Origin of the sequence: Streptomyces sp. NPDC058240 (assembly GCF_042882135.1) — a bacterium.
Classification (GTDB): domain Bacteria; phylum Actinomycetota; class Actinomycetes; order Streptomycetales; family Streptomycetaceae; genus Streptomyces.
In genome coordinates this window covers 1-16,520 of record NZ_JBHVWT010000080.1, presented here as the reverse complement: position 1 = coordinate 16,520, position 16,520 = coordinate 1, and the positions used below count along the sequence as shown (strand labels likewise).

Here is a 16,520-nt window from a genome sequence, read left to right as displayed (position 1 = left end):
CGACACAACCAGACAGTCTCATGCCCCACGGAGAACATCGAGCCCGGACCGAAGCCTCCTGCACGCTTGACGAAGAACATAGAGGCACCCCCCCGGTGGGCACAGTCCGCCACGGCCAACTGTCACCCCCCAGATCTCGGAGAAGTCAGCACATGAATGCCTTGAAAGCGCCGCCACCGGCAAAATCCGCACCATCCTGCGGGACCTGGCGCAACGCCCTCGAAGGATGCCTCAGCGTGGTTGCCGCCGTCGCGATGACGGCGGCCACCGGATGTACGGCGCTGCTGGCTCTGGGGGCTGGTGAGGTGGCGCCGCTGTCACAGCTCGTGCCGACGGTCGTCAGCGTGTGCTTCGGGAGCCGGATCACTCTCGCTTCCGCCTCCGCCGCTTCTCCCGGCGAGAGCGGTGGGGCCGCCGACGGGCTGCTCGGTGCACTCGGCGGTCTGAGTCTTGGCATCGACGGGCACGCTTCGGCACTGCCTTTGATGCTGACGCTCCTGGGCACAGCCGTGCTCGCGGTGGGATTCTTCCGGCCGCTACGTCGGCGCGCCCGCCCCGGCCCGGCCCAGATACTCGCCCGCTCCTTCGGTGCGCTGACCGCCGCGGTGGTGCTCTTTCCGGTCCTGGCCGTCCTGGCCCGTGGCACGGCCCGGCTGCCCGAGAAATTGACCGGGCAACTTGGGGGCGGCGGTGCCGGAAGGGGCCTGGGCAAGCTCACCGGGGGCGGCGGCCTGTCCTCGGTCACCTTCACTACCGACCCCGTTCGCACCATCCTCTTCGGCTGCCTGTGGGTGGTCGTCGTGCTGGGGATCGGCTGTGTGGCGGCCCGTCGCACGACACTGCCGCTGCCCATCGCGCTGAGCCGGATACGGCTGAAGTGGAATCCCGTAGCCTCCTCCCTCGCCGGGATCTTCATCGTGCTGTGCTGCCTCGTCCTGGGCGCGGCCGCCCTCGCCGGCGCCGCCGCCCTGACCGGCAGAGGCCAGACCGAGAAGGTCGCGGGAGTGCTGCTCCTCGCCGGACCCAACCTGCTGGCCGTCCTGCTCACTTCCGGTCTGGGATCGTCCTGGCAGGCGGGCCTTGAGCGGCAGCAGGGCCAGGGTGGGGGCCTGATGGGGGCGCTCGGCGGAGGAGGCCAGGCGGCCAGCCCGGCCGCAGACAGGTCCGTCGCCCTCAGCGACTGGCCGGTGGCCGGTGCACCCGTGTGGCTGATCGGCCTGCTGGTGCTCCTCTTCCTTCTGGTCCTTGCCGGGTACCTGGCCGCAGCCCGTACCCCTGCCCGCACCGCCCACCAGGAGGCGGACGCCCTGCTGGGCCGTCACTTGGAACTCGGACTGCGCACAGGTATCGCCGTCGCCCTCTGCGCGATGCTGCTCGCCCTGCTCTCCCAGGCATCCCTTCAGATCGGCATCAGTGTCATGGGCAACGAAATGGGTGGCATGAGGGCCGGTCTCGACGGCAGCGTGGAACTGTCCGGGCTCACCGGGTTCGTCCTGGCCGCAGGTGCCTCCTACTGCGGCAGTCGGCTGCACGGCATGCACACTGCGCGCCGGCACTCCGCATCGAGGGCCACTCGCACCCGCCACCCGGGGGCCCGCCAGGTCCCGTCTAAATCGCCCTCTCAGGATCGTGTGCTCTCCTGAGGCCCCATCCCACCCCCGAGCAGTCCCGCTCCAGCACGTGAGGCGGCAACCCTGACCATGGCGGCACCGCGCGACCCGTCCCCCGCAGTAACACCCAAGAACCACCTCCTCGTCGTCGACGACGAGCCCACCGTGCGGGAACTCCTGCGCACAGCGCTGCGTTACGCAGGCTTCGACGTCAACTCCGCAGCGACCGGGCGGGAAGCCCTCAACCTCGCCGCCCAACACCCACCGGACCTGGTCCTGCTGGACGTCATGCTGCCCGACATGGACGGATTCGAGGTCATCCGGCGGCTGCGCGCACAGCCCCGGTCCCCCCGCCCCGGCGAAAGGGGCAGCGTACCTGTGCTGTTCGTCACCGCACGCGAAGCCCGACACGACCGGATCAACGGCCTTCAGCTCGGCGGCGACGACTACATCATCAAACCCTTCGACCTGGAAGAACTGATCGCCAGAATCCACGCGGTACTGCGCCGCACCCGCGGAGAATCAGGCTCCACCCTCACCGTCGGGGATCTCGAACTGGACCCCGAGGGACACCTCGTCACCCGGGCCGGGAAGGCCGTGCAACTGTCACCGACAGAGTTCCGCCTGCTCCACTTCCTGATGGCCAACGCCGGTCGCACCATGTCCAAGGCCCAGATCCTCCAGCACGTCTGGGCCTACGACTTCGACGGCGACCCCAGCATCGTCGACACCTACATCAGCTATCTGCGGCGGAAGGTCGAGGTACAAGAGCCAAAGTCCATCCACACCGTGCGCGGAGTGGGGTACGTCGTTCGAGGACCGAGGCCATGAAGCGGTGGAGCTTGCCCCCGTTCGGGCACCTGATTCTGGGGCTGTCGCTGCGTACACGTCTGCTGTGCCTGTCGATCGCGATGGTCGCTGTGGGACTGCTCGCGGCGGGCATGGTCGTCACTACCGCTCTGCACAGTTACCTCCAGGGCCGCGTGGACGACCGGCTCGTCCTGACCGGCCAGCTCGCCGCACGCCTGACCCCACCGCCCGGCACCGACACCCCGAAGAGTGTGCAGGCCCTCAGCCTCTTCGGGGACACGACCCTGACATACGTGGACGACAGCGGCGCCACCCTCCGGGCGTTCGACGCGAGCACAGCACCGCCGGGCGACGGCCCCGACCTGCCCACTCTCGACCGGGAGGCCGTACTCGCCAAGAAGGGGAACCCATTCACCGTCCCCGCGCGCGACGGCGACCACTCCTGGCGGGTCATCGCGGTCACACAGCCCTCCCAGCGGCCATTCCTCCCGGAGGGCACCACGTCCGTGGGCAGTGTCATCGTGTCCACCTCCCTCAACGAGGTCGACAACACCGTCCACAAGACCCGGACCATCTCACTCACCGCCGGGACCTCCCTGCTCACCGTCCTCGCGGTGGCCGGATGGTTCGCGGTCCGCTCCGGGCTGCGCCCCCTGATCCGTATCGAAGAGACCACCACGGCGATCACCGCAGGAGACTTCTCCCGCCGTGTCCCCGAACTCGCAGGCTCCCGGACCGAGGTGGGACGCCTCACCGAATGCCTGAACCGCATGCTCACCCAGATCGACACCGCATTCAACGCCCGCGCCGAGGCGGAAGCCAAGATGCGGCACTTCTTCGCCGACGCCAGCCACGAACTGCGCACCCCGCTCGTCGGCATCAAGGGCTGTACGGACCTCTACCGCATGGGAGCCCTGCCCACCCGCCACGACATCGACCACACCATGACCCGGATCGCCAAGGAATCCGACCGCCTCACCCAGCTCGTGGAGGACATGCTCCTCCTCGCTCGCCTCGACGAGGACGCCCACCGGCATCCCGCCCCCCAAGCACCGAACGACCTGGCCTTCCCCCTGGACCTCGCACCCATGGACCTGCGCACCCTGGCCGCCGACGCCCTGCACGACGTCCGCGCCCTGGACGCTGCCCGCGCGGTCACCCTCACCGGCCCCGGCGGTGGCCGGCCCGCCGCCGCACAGGCCATGGGCGACGAGGCACGCCTGCGACAGGTCGTGACCAACCTGGTCGGCAACGCAGTGGCCCACACCCCTCCCGGAACCCCCCTCCGCATCGGCGTCGGCGTGACAGCCGACCACGCCGTGTTCGAGGTCGCGGACCACGGCCCCGGCCTGCCCCCAGAAGACCAGGAGCGAGTCTTCGAGCGCTTCTACCGTGCCGACAATTCCCGCACCCGCACCGCAGGCGCCGGCTCCGGACTCGGACTGGCCATCGTCCACTCACTCGTCACCGCCCACGGAGGTCTCATGGACCTCGAAACAGCGCCCGGCGAGGGATGCACCTTCCGTGTGCTGCTTCCACTCCTGGAACACCCGACACGGCCAACGGCATACGCAGCTTCCTGCCCCCCTGAAGCACCTTCCCCGAAGCGGGACACTCCCGAGAGCAGGAACAGTTGATCAGCGAGACGAAGCGCCCACCGCGCGGTGACCTCGTAAACCGACGCACCGACGCACCGACGCACCGACTCACCCAGAACAACGCGACGCCCTCACCGAAATCGACATCGAGTGGAAAGCGGGCGTCCCGTGTGCTGCGAGGACGCCACCGGCTCTCGCCCCTGACCTCACACGGAGCGGTCCGCAGCCTTCGCTGCGCCAGATCAGATCGCTTCAGGTGAAAAGTTGAGCATCAGAGTGGCCGATGGGTGTGGTTCAGGGCGTGGTGTCGGGGGTGTCCGGGGTGTGGTGTGGAGGATGTCGCGGGCTTGTTCTGCGGCGCGGGCGAGACTTTCGGAGACGAAGTCGAGGAAGCGGGCGACGTTCTCCAGGCGAGTGGCGGCCGGGGTGCCGGGGCCGAGGATGGGGACGCCCTGCCGTGCGGTGGCGACGAGTTGGGCGTTGGACTGGGCGCTGGCCATCATCGCCCGGTACCAGATGTCGTCGTCGACGATGTAGCGCTCGCGGCGGCGTTCGTCGCGTTCCCGGCGGACCATGCCCTGGCTGTCGAGGAACGCGATCGCTTTGGAGACGGACGCGGGGCTGACCTCAAGGCGCTGGACGAGGTCGGCGGCGGTGAGGCTGCCGGAGTCGGTGAGGGTGAGGCAGGCCATCACCCGGGCCATCATCGTGGGCATGCCGGACGCCATCATGACGGTGGTGAACACCTCCTCGAACTCGCGCACGGCCTCGGCGCCGCGTCCGTGGGGCTGCGGGGGTGCTTCCGCTGACCGGGGTGCGGTCTTCTTGCGGCGGTGGGCGCGGTGTTCGGTGGCGCGGTGGGCCAGGTCGGCGCGGTAGCCGGCGGGCCCGCCGTTGCGCATCACCTCACGCGTGATCGTCGAGGTGGGGCGGTCGAGGCGCCGGGCTATCTCCGCGTAGGCGAGGCCGTCGGCCATTCCCAGCGCGATCTGCCGGCGTTCTTGCTGGGTGAGTCTGCCTCCCGGCATCACGGTCTCCTCGGTAGTCCTTCGCGGTGGTCCCTGACGCGCTCACCATAGCGTTCATCTCCTTCTCATTGCAATGGTCGGGCTGGCGGTCGTTGCTTTTTGCTTCAAGGTTGTTGCAACAACTTTCGTGCATCTACCTGCAGTGGTGATGATTTGACGCAACGGGAAGGTTGCGCGATCTGTGAATGCAACGTAGCTTTTCGTTCATCGGAAACGACGCACCGAAGAAGTGCGAGAGACAGAACCAGGGAGCACGCCATGCAGAAGTTCGACACCCCCACCCCCGTCCAGGCCGTCCTCGACATCCCCGCCGGACGCATCCAGCTCATCGCCACCGACCGCACCGACACCACCGTCGAGGTCCGGCCCGCCAACCCCGCCAAGAACCGCGACGTGAAGACAGCCGAGGAGATCCAGATCGCCTACACCGACGGCGTCCTGCGTATCGAGGCCCCGGAGACGAAGAGCCGGCTCCGCGGCCCCTCCGGATCCGTCGAGATCACCGTCCAACTGCCCGCAGGCTCCCACATCCAGGCCACGGCCGCCGCCGCCGAACTCCGCGGCGTCGGACGCCTCGGCGATGTCACCTTCGACGGCGGCTACCGCACAGTCAAGCTCGACGAGGCTGCAAGCGCCCGCCTCACCGGCCTCGACGCCACCATCACCATCGGCCGCCTGAACGGCCCCGGCGAGATCAGCACCCAGCGCGGCGACCTGAACATCAACCAGGCCACCCGCGGCACCCTCACCCTCAACACCCAGATGGGCAACATCACCGTCGACGCCGCCCACGGCGTCTCCGCTTCCCTGGACGCCGGCACCGGCTACGGCCGCCTCGACAACACCCTCAAGAACACCGGCACCCCCGACCTGACCATCCACGCCACCACCTCCCACGGCGACATCACCGCCCGCAGCCTCTGAGCCGCCCGCAACCTCCCAGCAGCCTCGACAAGGAGCACCCCTCATGACCAGCTTGGCTATTACGGCGAACGGGCTGCGTAAGTCCTACGGCGACAAGACCGTCCTCGACGGCATTGACCTGGCCGTCGAGGAGGGAACGATCTTCTCCCTGCTCGGCCCGAACGGCGCCGGCAAGACCACCGCCGTCAAGATTCTCTCCACGCTGATCACCCCCGACCCCGACTCCGGCGAACTGCGCGTAGGCAGCCACGACTTGGCCACCGAGGCTCAGGCAGTGCGTGCCGCCATCGGTGTGACGGGGCAGTTCTCGGCAGTAGACGGTCTGATCACGGGTGAGGAGAACATGCTCCTCATGGCAGACCTGCACCACCTGTCCAAGCAGGAGGGGCGACGAGCCACCGCCGACCTGCTGGAGCGTTTCGACCTGGTCGAGGCCTCCAAGAACCCCGCGTCCACCTACTCGGGCGGCATGAAGCGCCGCCTCGACATCGCCATGACCCTGGTCGGCAACCCGCAGATCATCTTCCTCGACGAGCCCACCACCGGCCTCGACCCACGTTCCCGCCACAACATGTGGAGCATCATCCGCGAACTGGTCTCCGACGGCGTCACGGTCTTCCTCACGACCCAGTACCTGGAAGAGGCCGATGAACTCGCCGACCGCATCGCGGTGCTGAACGACGGGAAGATCGCCGCTGAGGGCACCGCCGACGAACTCAAGCGGCTCATCCCCGGCGGACACGTCCGCCTCCGCTTCACGGACCCGGCCGCCTACCAGAACGCCGCCACCACGCTGCGCGAGGCTACCCACGACGACGAAGCGCTCGCCCTGCAGATCCCCAGCGACGGCAGCCAGCGCGAACTCCGCTCGATCCTCGACCGGCTGGACACCGCCGGTATCGAGGCCGACGAGCTGACCGTGCACACCCCCGACCTCGACGACGTCTTCTTCGCCCTCACCGGCAACACCGTCCCCGCCCAGTCCACTCAGCCCAAGGAGACCGCCCGATGAGCTCCCTCTCCCTCGCCGTACGCGACTCGTCCACCATGCTGCGCCGCAACCTCCTGCACGCCCGCCGCTACCCCTCCCTCACCCTGAACCTGCTGCTCACCCCCGTGATGCTGCTCCTGCTCTTCGTCTACATCTTCGGCGACACCATGAGCGGCGGCGCAGGCCGCTCCGCCTACATCGCCTACATCGTCCCCGGCATCCTGCTCATGACGATCGGCTCCACCACCATCGGGACGGCCGTCTCGGTCTCCACCGACATGAACGAGGGCATCATCGCCCGCTTCCGCACCCTGGCCATCCACCGCAGCTCCATCCTCTTCGGCCACGTCGTCGGCAGCGTCCTGCAGACCATCATGAGCGTGATCCTCGTCGGCACCGTCGGGGTCGCCATGGGTTTCCGCTCCACCGATGCCACCGTCCTGGAATGGCTCGCGGCCCTCGGCCTGCTCGCCTTCGTCGCCCTCGCCTTCACCTGGATCGCCGTCGGGATGGGCCTGGGCAGCCCCAACGCCGAAGCCGCCAGCAACAACGCCATGCCTCTGATCCTGCTGCCCCTCATCTCCAGCGCCTTCGTCCCCCTGCACAGCATGCCCGGCTGGTTCCAGCCCATCGCCCAGTACCAGCCCTTCACCCCCGCCATCGAAACCCTCCGCGGCCTCCTGCTCGGCACCGAGATCGGCAACAACGGATGGATCGCCCTGGCCTGGTGCCTGGCCTTGACCGCCCTCGGCTACCGCTGGTCCAAAGCACAGTTCAACAACGACCCCAAGTAGCCACCATGACAGCGCGGGCCCCCGCACCACGACCCACCCCAGGGCGGCGTACACCGACACCCACGTCGGAGTACGCCGCCCCGCTCGTGTGCGCTGTTCGGCGTCTCGTCGTAAAGGAAACCGCTGTACACCGGCCTGGGCACAAAATATGTGCAACCCCAGAACGGTTCAACAGCGGGATGACAGAAGTACGCCGGGAGCATCCGTGTGCCGAGCGGCTGACGGAAGGACTGACCGTCGCCGTGGCGTTGGGCCTCTCGTTCTACCTGCTGGTCGGCCCGGCAGTGGTCTTCGGTACGACCGCCTGGCATCTGATCACCGACACCGGCACCACCGCGTTCAGCCGGTTCTTGGTGCCGGTGATCTTCCTGGCCCTCGTGGCGCTGCCGCTCGTCTTGGCCTGCGCGGTGTTCCGCTCGGGCCGGCGCAAGGGCAGGAAGCGACTGACGGCGGCGGTCCCGGCGGTGCTGGCGCTGCTCGGCGGGTCCGTCGTGCCCTTCGCGGCTCTGTGTCTCATCTTCGTGTACGCGGACTGACCTCCGGCTACGGCGGGTCCGTCCAACGTGTGCAAAAACGGGCGTGTTGTCACCAGGGAACGTAGCGCTCCACCTCGGTGAAGGGGTGACAGCCGTCCTGTTTCCGGAGAAGTGGTGCGAAGTACCTTGCTTCGCCCGTGACAACTACGGTGCCTCATTTATGGAAGATCGCAGGTCGGCGAAACCGACGGTGACAGCTACCGTGCCTCGGCACACCGCCCATCGACTGCGACAAGAGCCCGCTGTTCGACGCCGACCACGACGCCGACCACGACGCCGACCACGACGCCGACCACGACGCCGACCACGACGCCGTCCGCATCGCCGACGCGCTGCGCCGCAGCCCTCACGTCATCGCCGCCGACGCCGAACCGGGCGAGTACGCCGTCACGTTCACCATCGAGGCCGGCACCAACTACGCGCTGGCCCGGCAGGGCGCGGAGCCCACCGACGGCCACCTCCTGCCCGAGCCGGTGCTCACCGAGGCCCTCGCCGCGGCGATCCTCAACCACCCCGCATTCGTCGTCGCCGCGCCGGACTCGCCGTGCGAGGACACCATCACCGTCCAGACCCGCAACCAGGTGGGGCACCTCCTGGTCCTGAACGTCGACGGCGTCGCCGACGGCGACCAGGACCTGTCCTCCCCGGCCATCGACGTCGCCTTCGCCGCCGACCGACTGCTCGCCAGCGACGAGCGACTGGGAACGCGCCACGGCCGAACTCCTCAACTACGTGGCCGCCACCTGGGACAAGCGGACCTCCCGCTGCGCGAGCACGCCCAGGCCGTCGCCCGCTCCCTGCGCACCCGGTAGGGGAGGGGCGGTGATAGTCACGGTCCCCGCGCCCGGCGGCTTCGGCGATGCCACACTGCAGCTCGACATCGACGACGCAGAGCATGAACGGCGCCGCGCCGCCGGCCTCAGCGTCGCCAGCGGCCACGGCTTCGGCGGCCGGACGTGCTGATGGCGCTCCCGCACGGTCTGCCCTTGCCCAAAATGATCTTGATGGCCGTGCTCAGGCCATCGAGCCGCACTCATCAAGGCGGCTGACTTTCGCCTGCTTGTTGTTAATAAGGCCCACATCGCCCGGGCGGCGATGCGCGGGTTCACTGCTTGTCTCCATCAGACGGCCATCGCCCCACCGCACCCACCGTGTGCCGTCACTCGTGGTGAAGTGCAGTCCCTTGGGTATCCAGCCAGTCCCACGGGGCTTGGCCAGATCAGCCGCGCGGGTGTTGACCACCCTCTGCGGCATCCGTACGGCTGTGCAGGGCGGCATTACCCCAAGGTAGACATACGTGACGAGGTTCGAGCCTGACGCGCGACGCTCGGCGCTAGTCAGGAACACCCACATGACTGTCGGATCCAGGGATCGATTGGCCGCTACGAACTCCCGGCCCTCTACCCAGCCGTTGACGCGAGAAGCTTGAGCCTGCTTGTCCTTCGCGTCTTCGTCTCGGGACTGCCGAAGCTGGTCATCGGCGACTTGCGCGGACTTGTACGTCCCCCACGCCGTGACAGCGAGGCTGATCGCCGCAACCAGGGCGGCGAGAACGGCCGTATGCCTGCCCAGATCGGAGCGCCGATACCAACGCCTGAACCGATCAAGCCCGCCCCGCACCGGCCTGCCTCGGCCGCCCTCAGGCGGAAGTGGGGGACGCGGCGGAACCTGTCGCACTCTCAACCGCGGTCGCGTATACGGCATTTAACCTCTCCTCGCTCACCTCGTGCAATGAACGGATGGTCTACCACGGCACGCCACACGATCACGAAGGCGCCCGCCGGCGGTACGCGGCCGCCGAAGGACTGCTGACAAGGCCGCGCGGCTCGCGAGCGCGCCAGCGACGTGCGCCGCGAGGCCCCCGAACTAATGAGGACGGCACGGGAGGGCGAGTTCAGCCGGGCGGCGTCGCCCCGGGCAGCTCTCCGGCGAAGTCCCACCACTGCTGGATGGTCCACACGGCGACGCTGGAGCGGTCGGTGGACATCCGCAGCCACACCTCTTCACCGCCGGGCATGAGCGCCACTTCCAGGTGCGGCTGCTCCCACGTCCCCATCGGGTACATCCACTCGACGCCGTCGGGCCAGGTGCGCATTGCCACCGTGCGCACGCTCAGCGCCGCGGCCATGGCGTCCAGGGCTGCGCGCGGTATCCGCACCTCTGCCGGCTCACGCTCGATCCCTGCCACCCGGACCCCCATCCCGCGGCGAGACGCGACAGCTCACCGTCGCGCCACAGCCTGCCAGACACGCGGGTAACGCAGGTGCGCGCCGCTCGCGAAGGGGCCGGCCTGTAAGGGCTGTCAGGCTCACAGGCTGCTTCCCCAGGCGGGCAGGGTGAGCTGTGAGGTTGTGAGGTACCGGCTCGCGGGGCGTGCTCCCGTACGCCCTGGTGCAGCCCGCCGACACGGGGGAGCTGGCCTCGTCCAGCGGCAAGTGCCGAGGCGCGGCCCTTCGGCAGGGCCGATGACCGATGGATGGAGACCGCGCTGGAGGTCATGATCGCGCCGGCTGGACGACCGGTTTCCTGGTCGTATTTGGTTACCTTCAGCCAGGTTGGAAGAATGCGAGCATTTTCTGGGCGGCGTCCGGCGACGTCAGCAATTCCTGCATGTCCGCGGACATCCGGGCGGCAGCGCTGGTGCGTTCGAACATCTCGCGTTCGTATTCTCTGACGGCGGCGGGAAATTCGTCCGGGTGCGCGGCCAGCGCGAGACCGAGCAGGGCGCCGTCGAGCAGCGCCATGTTGGCACCCTCTCCCACCGGCGGCATCAGGTGCGCGGCATCGCCGAGCAGCGTGACGCCTGACGTCGACGGCCAGGTCAGGCCGACCGGGAGAGTGGTGATCGACCGCGGCACGACCGTGTCGTCGCAGGCCGCGATCAGTGCGGTGAACCGTGAGTCCCAGCCGGGGAGCAGGTCGATCAGCCGCGCCCGGGCGGCGGCCGGGTCGTCGAACGGTATCCCGCTGGTAGCGAACCAGTCCTCGGCGGTGTTGTAGAAGCTGAGGCCGATGCGAACGCGGCCGTCGCCGTTGCGCTGCGCCGCCAGGGACAGTCCGTTGCCGAGCACCCAGTAGTTGCCGCGCCCGACCATCGCCGCGAGGTCGGGGTGCGTGCGGTCGATGTCGGGAATGCCGACCTCGACGACGTTCTGGCCGATATGCGCCGGGCGGGCGTCGGTGAGCAGCGCGCGGACCCGGGACTGCGCGCCGTCCGCGCCGACCAGCAGGTCGTACGTCGCACTGCTGCCGTCGGCGAAGTGCAGCAGGCCGTTGTCGGCGGATGTGAACGCCTGCCCCCAGCGCACCACGTCTTCGGGGAGGGAATCCAGCAGCAGGTTGCGCAGATCGGCGCGGTCGACCTCGGGTCGCTCAAGCGGGGCGTCGTCGGGTGTGTCCTCCTGGAGCAGCAGGGTGCCATCCGGCTCGAGAAGACGCATGTCCTGGCCTTCACCACGGGCAATCGCGTAGAACTGGTCGATCAGGCCGGCCTCGCGCAGCGCCCGCTGGCCGGAGTGGATGTCGAGCATGCCGCCCTGACCGCGCGCACCGCGTGACGATTCACGTTCATACACGACGGCGTCGATGCCGTTCACGTGCAGCACCCGGGCAAGGGCCAAGCCACCCAAGCCGGCTCCGACAATGGCGATGGTCATGGTTACCTCTCCTCGATACGCCGTACTGGTCGATACACTGTATCGCCCCGATGCGATGTATTGTTAGCGGCATGTTGGTGTGGGAGAGGCCGGAGCCACCGAATCGACCCGTGCCGGCCCCGTTGAGCCGGGAACGGATCGTGCGAGCGGCGATCCAGCTGGCCGACGCGGACGGCCTGGATGCGGTGTCGCTGCGCAAGGTCGCCACCGCGCTGGACGTCCGTCCGATGCGGCTGTACGGCTACATCGCCAGCAAGGAGGAGTTGCTCGACCTGATGGTCGACGCCGCCCACGCCGAGATCCGGCCGGTCGGAGACGGCTGGCAGGAGGTGCTCCGGTCTCTTGCCGAAGCCACTCGGCACGCCGCTCACGAGCACGAATGGCTCGCCGATCTACTGGGTGGCCGACCACAACTCGGGCCGCACGCGCTGGCCAGTGGGGAGACCGTGGTGGCCGCACTGGGCGACATCGACGTGGACGCCATCATGCCGGTGGTCGCCGCAGTCAACGCGTACGTGATCGGCGCGGTGCGTCGGGAGATCGCCGAGCGGCGTGCCGAGCGGGCCACCGGGATGGACGAGAAGCGTTGGCAGGCCTCACTCGGGCCCTATCTGGAGCGAACCTTCGCCACCGGCCGATTCCCCGCGCTGGCCACGGTGGTGCGCGATGCCGCCCACCTGGACGCCGACCACACCTTCCGGATCGGCCTCGACTTCCTGCTCGACGGCATCGAAGCCCGCATCTCAAGGTGACGCGCGGTCCCTCGCTGCGCCCTCCGGGCCGCGGCACCGCGCCGACATGCCGGGGCGGTGCCGAACAGGATCCGGTGGCGCGTCACTGGCAGTGGCGGGTGCTGCGGGCGCTTCCGTCCGGGCGGCTGTGGTGACGGCGCGAATGAGCATGCCGGTCCGGTCGGCGGTCAGCGACGCAGGTCCTGGCCCGTGATGTTGCCGGTGCCGCCCCGGGCGGACCGGATGGCCATGATCACCGCGAGCAGTTGGGCGTCCGTGGAGGGATTTGAACCTGCGACCTCTGGCTTATGAGCCCAGCGAGCTATCGACCACGCTGCCATCGGTCCCGCTGTACTGGGCCGGACGCTGAGCGAGGTCGCGGGCCGTTGCGGTGTCCTCCCCACGACGCTGCAACGGCCCGCACCGCATGAGTTCTCGTACGCGGCCACAGTTGAGAGCCTGGCTGTCGGAAAAAAGGTTCTCCGGCACACCGAACCTCCCCCGGGCGTTGCACATCTTCAGGTGCGTAGGCGCGCACTGACTTCGCGCGCCGATTCGTATGCGAGGGGAACCCGAAACTTCATGAAGAGCAAGCTGACCGCCGTGGCCCTTGCAGCCGTCGTCGTCGCCGGCACTGCCGCTACCGCCATCCCGGCCTCGGCCGCCCCCGCCAAGGCCAAGCCGACCCGCTGCCACACCGCCGACCTGAAGGCCGGCTTCGCCCTGGGGGATGACGCGAAGCCAGAGATGGAGCAGACCAAGAAGCAGACCCAGGCGTACATCTGGTTCACCAACCAGAGCAAGCGCACCTGCACCCTGTCCGGCTTCGCCGGTGTCGACATGATCGGCGCTCAGAAGACCGACGGCACCTGGTCGCTGGCGCGCTCCTCCAAGAAGCCCGAAAAGATGATCCTGAAGCAGGGGGACACGGTGGACTTCAGCATCAACCTGCTCCCGGTGGCCAAGTCCACGCCCCAGAAGGAGAAGTTCGTTCCGGCGAAGTTCCTGGTCACCCCGCCGAACGAGACGGAGTACTTCACCCTGAAGTGGCCGTTTGGCGGCCAGATCCTCAAGCAGGACGGCGCCACCCGCCCGGCCACCTACCTCAACCCGGTCGGGCTGTAACCAACTGGACAGCCTCTGAGCCTCCCTCCAGCGTCGCTGGTGGCCACCGCAGGACTCCCGGAATGAGTCGAAGCTTCCGGGTTGTGCGGTGGCCACGTCTGACACGCGGCACGCCCAGCCCTCTCGCCGGGGCCTGGAGGGTGTGTTTCCGGCACCGGATCTCCTCAGCAAGTCCTGACCGTTTCCGTTCTCGGGGCCGGCCCCGGCGGGACGGACATCGGAGGCGTGGGGGACCGGGCCGGGTCCGCTGGGGTTCATGGGCTCCTCTACGGACTCGAAAGACGCGTCGATCGGCGACTGCCGAAGCCGCCCGTACACCAAGCGCCGGGACTGGGGTCGTGGGGCCCGGCGAACGCTGTCGCCCACGCCGTCCATCGCACCGGGCCGACGGCTGACCGCGCGGATCGACCACTGTTGGCGGCCGGGCGGGGCAGTGGTGGTCAGTGGATTCCGGCTGTGGCCCTTACCGTGCGGATCTGTTCGTAGGCGGTCTGGACGTGGGTGTCCTGCGGTGTGTCGAGGGCGAGGGCGAGGGCGAGGGCGAGGGCGGTGGCGAGCGTGCGGACGGCGGGGGGACGGCGTCGGCGAGCTGGGGCAGCACCATGGTGTCGAGGCAGTGCACGTCGTGAAGCCACGACGCGCTGTTCGGGGAGCCGGGCCGCAACGTCGTCGACTGGGGCCTGATCGAGACCCACTACCGGGACCTGATGCGGGTGATCGTCTCGATCAGGGAAGGCACGATCTCCTCCACGCTGCTGCTCAAGCGGCTTCGCTCCGGCTCGCGCCGCAACGCCACTTACACCGCCTTCCGCGAGGCGGGTGATCCGCACCGTCCAGCTGCTGCGCCACCTCTCGGATGCGCCGCTCCGCAGCCGGGTGACGGCCGCGACCAACAAGGTCGAGGCGTTCAACGGCTTCTCGGACTGGGTCCGCTTCGGGCAGCGGGGCACGGTGGCGGCGAACAACCCGGTCGAGCAGGAGAAGGACGTGAAGTTCACCTCGTTGCTGGCCAACCTGGTGATTTTCCACAACACCCTGGACATCGCCGACGTCGTCCGCGAGCTGCAGGCCGAGGGCCAGGCCGTCGACCCGCTGGACTTCAGCGTGCTCGGCGAGGACGAGGCGGCCGCCGCATGAGGGGGAAACGTCCCGTCGATGACGGCCGATTCGGCGCTGCTCAGACCCTATTCCCGGAGGCGGCGCGGCCACGGCGATTCCTTCCTTGCCGCGCTGCTCCTGCTGGGCTGCTTTCACCTTCGCGGCGTTGTGTTCAGCTTCCTGTCGCTTGCGTTCAGCAGCTTCTACGAGGGTCTTCGTGCGGGCGGCTTCGGGCCGTGGCCAGGCGTTGCTCCTGCTTGGCGATGCCGGCCTTGCGGACGAGTTCGTCTCGCTGGGCGCGGGCGGCGGCTTCGGCGGCGAAGGATGCGGCAGGGCCCAGATGACGCTCTCCGAACGTTGCATCAGGGGAACATGACAAAGCCCTTCCCCGGTAGGGGAAGGGCTTCGTGAGTGAGCGCTGGGCAGGCCTTGCACCTGCATTTCCCCGCGGGAAGCGGGGCGTCTTTCCTTGGACCACCAACGCAGCGTCAGCCACCGCAAGTTCCGGCGAACTGTCAAGATCAACTATAGCGCATGCGGGCCGTTGGCCGGCCCCGGCCGACGCTCGACGGTTTGCCGGGATTCCAGCTCCGGCGCGACTTCTGACACCACGCCGCTACGCCCTCACACCCCGGTCGCACGTGCCGCCCGGCAGCCGCACGACCGGGCTCATCACGCTGCTGCCCCGAGAGATTCCTCCCAGCCACCCCGCGACCATCAGGGACTCGCTTCCGGTCGTCCCGGAGCACCACCCGGTGAAGACCACCGTGCCACCGGTTCCCCGCGGACGGATAGGACGCACGGTCGAGCGCTGGCTCCGTAGGAAGCCGCGACAGGACTGCACCCACTGGCCGAACTACTGACGCCGCGTACCTCAGCTCCGATAGTTCGCCGGACCAGTCAGCCGACTTGAACCCTCTTCATGACGATCTCCGCGACGCGGGAGGGAACGACATCAGTGGTGTCGATCACCTGAGCTTTCCGACGGAGCCAGGACAGGGCGCGCTGATACTCGCCCAAGTGATCAAGGCGCCACTGGCGAGCACTGATGCTCTCAGGCTTGGTGTCGGTCTCGATACGTTCAACCAGCGTGTCCTGGTCCGTGTCCAGCAGGAAGTGGTGCACGGGAACGCCGGCTTCAGTCAAACCGCCATGGATCTCCTGCCAGTACTGCTCGACCAGTACTGTCTGGGTGACCACCAGAGTGCCGCCCACGTAGTCGAGAACCTGCCGTGCGGATTCCACCACGAGCCCTCGCCACGGCGGAAAATCCTGAAAGTCACGTTCGGGGACCCCGAGCACGTGCCAGAGCATCTCCCCGACCTTCTCGGCATCGAAGAGCCTGGAGTCCGGAATGCGAGAGGTCAGTTCCTTCGCGGTCGTGGTCTTGCCCGCACCGAAGGTGCCATTCAGCCAGATGATCACGCATCCAACCCTACGCGGATCGCCTTGCCCAGCAGATGGCTTCCGGTCATCCCTTCGCACAGCCCGGAACCGAACCCGTGCTGCCGCCGGAGCGACATCAGAGGGCAGTAAGTAACGTGCTGCCCGATTCGCGCTTGCAGCTGGAGCTGTCGGGCTGGTGGTGGCCTCTCCGGGTGGCTATGGCCGCGGCTGGG

Annotated in this window: 18 protein-coding genes and 1 pseudogene; 12 read left to right on the top strand and 7 right to left on the bottom strand. The window is 68.4% G+C overall.

Annotated features, from left to right (window positions below; translation table 11 throughout):
- Positions 1-152 precede the first annotated feature (152 nt).
- Genes ACFVX4_RS39830 through ACFVX4_RS39820 form a run of 3 tightly spaced genes read left to right on the top strand, consistent with a single transcriptional unit; the run spans position 153 to position 4,057 of the window.
- Positions 153-1,643, top strand: a complete 1,491-nt coding sequence (locus ACFVX4_RS39830) for a streptophobe family protein (RefSeq protein ID WP_389987729.1) — start codon at positions 153-155, stop codon at positions 1,641-1,643.
- Between the two features lie 57 nt (positions 1,644-1,700).
- A complete protein-coding gene (locus ACFVX4_RS39825) occupies positions 1,701-2,441 on the top strand; it encodes a response regulator transcription factor (RefSeq protein ID WP_389987726.1) in 741 nt (246 codons plus the stop codon).
- The gene (locus ACFVX4_RS39820) at positions 2,438-4,057 is read left to right on the top strand and encodes a sensor histidine kinase (protein WP_389987723.1); all 1,620 of its coding nucleotides are present in this window, start codon (positions 2,438-2,440) and stop codon (positions 4,055-4,057) included. The genes ACFVX4_RS39825 and ACFVX4_RS39820 overlap by 4 nt, the downstream gene beginning before the upstream one ends.
- Positions 4,058-4,260: 203 nt before the next feature.
- Here the strand turns inward: ACFVX4_RS39820 and ACFVX4_RS39815 are convergent, their stop codons facing one another.
- Positions 4,261-5,046 (bottom strand): helix-turn-helix domain-containing protein, encoded by a 786-nt coding sequence (locus tag ACFVX4_RS39815; protein WP_389987720.1) that lies wholly within the window; start codon positions 5,044-5,046, stop codon positions 4,261-4,263.
- Between the two features lie 258 nt (positions 5,047-5,304).
- Here ACFVX4_RS39815 and ACFVX4_RS39810 point away from each other — a divergent pair, with 258 nt between their 5' ends.
- From ACFVX4_RS39810 to ACFVX4_RS39795, 4 genes are all read left to right on the top strand, one after another.
- On the top strand, positions 5,305-5,970 hold the full coding sequence (locus ACFVX4_RS39810; RefSeq protein ID WP_389987717.1) for a DUF4097 family beta strand repeat-containing protein: 666 nt from the start codon (positions 5,305-5,307) through the stop codon (positions 5,968-5,970).
- Between the two features lie 43 nt (positions 5,971-6,013).
- Positions 6,014-6,982, top strand: a complete 969-nt coding sequence (locus ACFVX4_RS39805; RefSeq protein ID WP_389987714.1) for an ATP-binding cassette domain-containing protein — start codon at positions 6,014-6,016, stop codon at positions 6,980-6,982.
- Positions 6,979-7,755, top strand: coding sequence for an ABC transporter permease (locus tag ACFVX4_RS39800; RefSeq protein WP_389987711.1), 777 nt, complete (start codon positions 6,979-6,981; stop codon positions 7,753-7,755). Before ACFVX4_RS39805 ends, ACFVX4_RS39800 begins: the two co-directional genes overlap by 4 nt.
- A gap of 179 nt (positions 7,756-7,934) precedes the next feature.
- Positions 7,935-8,291, top strand: a complete 357-nt coding sequence (locus tag ACFVX4_RS39795; RefSeq protein WP_389987708.1) for a hypothetical protein — start codon at positions 7,935-7,937, stop codon at positions 8,289-8,291.
- 197 nt (positions 8,292-8,488) lie between these two features.
- Here the strand turns inward: ACFVX4_RS39795 and ACFVX4_RS39790 are convergent, their stop codons facing one another.
- Positions 8,489-8,803, bottom strand: coding sequence for a hypothetical protein (locus ACFVX4_RS39790; RefSeq protein ID WP_389987705.1), 315 nt, complete (start codon positions 8,801-8,803; stop codon positions 8,489-8,491).
- On the opposite strand from ACFVX4_RS39790, the gene ACFVX4_RS39785 reads away from it, so the two are divergent.
- The gene (locus ACFVX4_RS39785; RefSeq protein WP_389987702.1) at positions 8,765-9,103 is read left to right on the top strand and encodes a hypothetical protein; all 339 of its coding nucleotides are present in this window, start codon (positions 8,765-8,767) and stop codon (positions 9,101-9,103) included. The two genes, ACFVX4_RS39790 and ACFVX4_RS39785, sit on opposite strands and share 39 nt — an antisense overlap.
- Before the next feature lie 10 nt (positions 9,104-9,113).
- Positions 9,114-9,254 (top strand): hypothetical protein, encoded by a 141-nt coding sequence (locus ACFVX4_RS39780; RefSeq protein ID WP_389987700.1) that lies wholly within the window; start codon positions 9,114-9,116, stop codon positions 9,252-9,254.
- 51 nt (positions 9,255-9,305) lie between these two features.
- On the opposite strand, the gene ACFVX4_RS39775 is transcribed toward ACFVX4_RS39780, so the two are convergent.
- The 3 genes from ACFVX4_RS39775 to ACFVX4_RS39765 all read right to left on the bottom strand — a co-directional run bounded on the left by ACFVX4_RS39775 (position 9,306) and on the right by ACFVX4_RS39765 (position 11,947).
- Positions 9,306-9,911 (bottom strand): hypothetical protein, encoded by a 606-nt coding sequence (locus ACFVX4_RS39775; protein WP_389987697.1) that lies wholly within the window; start codon positions 9,909-9,911, stop codon positions 9,306-9,308.
- A gap of 274 nt (positions 9,912-10,185) precedes the next feature.
- Positions 10,186-10,479, bottom strand: a complete 294-nt coding sequence (locus ACFVX4_RS39770; RefSeq protein ID WP_389987695.1) for a hypothetical protein — start codon at positions 10,477-10,479, stop codon at positions 10,186-10,188.
- Positions 10,480-10,837: 358 nt separating this feature from the next.
- Positions 10,838-11,947 (bottom strand): FAD-dependent oxidoreductase, encoded by a 1,110-nt coding sequence (locus ACFVX4_RS39765; RefSeq protein WP_389987692.1) that lies wholly within the window; start codon positions 11,945-11,947, stop codon positions 10,838-10,840.
- Between the two features lie 71 nt (positions 11,948-12,018).
- On the opposite strand from ACFVX4_RS39765, the gene ACFVX4_RS39760 reads away from it, so the two are divergent.
- Positions 12,019-12,699: a TetR/AcrR family transcriptional regulator gene (locus ACFVX4_RS39760; RefSeq protein ID WP_389987689.1), complete on the top strand. Its 681-nt coding sequence runs from the start codon at positions 12,019-12,021 to the stop codon at positions 12,697-12,699.
- Positions 12,700-13,260: 561 nt separating this feature from the next.
- The gene (locus tag ACFVX4_RS39755; protein WP_389987686.1) at positions 13,261-13,803 is read left to right on the top strand and encodes a DUF4232 domain-containing protein; all 543 of its coding nucleotides are present in this window, start codon (positions 13,261-13,263) and stop codon (positions 13,801-13,803) included.
- 440 nt (positions 13,804-14,243) lie between these two features.
- On the opposite strand, the gene ACFVX4_RS39750 is transcribed toward ACFVX4_RS39755, so the two are convergent.
- A complete protein-coding gene (locus ACFVX4_RS39750) occupies positions 14,244-14,438 on the bottom strand; it encodes a hypothetical protein (RefSeq protein WP_389987683.1) in 195 nt (64 codons plus the stop codon).
- 72 nt (positions 14,439-14,510) lie between these two features.
- On the opposite strand from ACFVX4_RS39750, the pseudogene ACFVX4_RS39745 reads away from it, so the two are divergent.
- Positions 14,511-14,940, top strand: a pseudogene (locus ACFVX4_RS39745) (Tn3 family transposase).
- A gap of 861 nt (positions 14,941-15,801) precedes the next feature.
- On the opposite strand, the gene ACFVX4_RS39740 reads toward ACFVX4_RS39745, so the two are convergent.
- Entirely contained in the window at positions 15,802-16,326 is a 525-nt protein-coding gene (locus tag ACFVX4_RS39740; protein ID WP_389987680.1) for an AAA family ATPase, read from the bottom strand.
- Positions 16,327-16,520 lie beyond the last annotated feature (194 nt).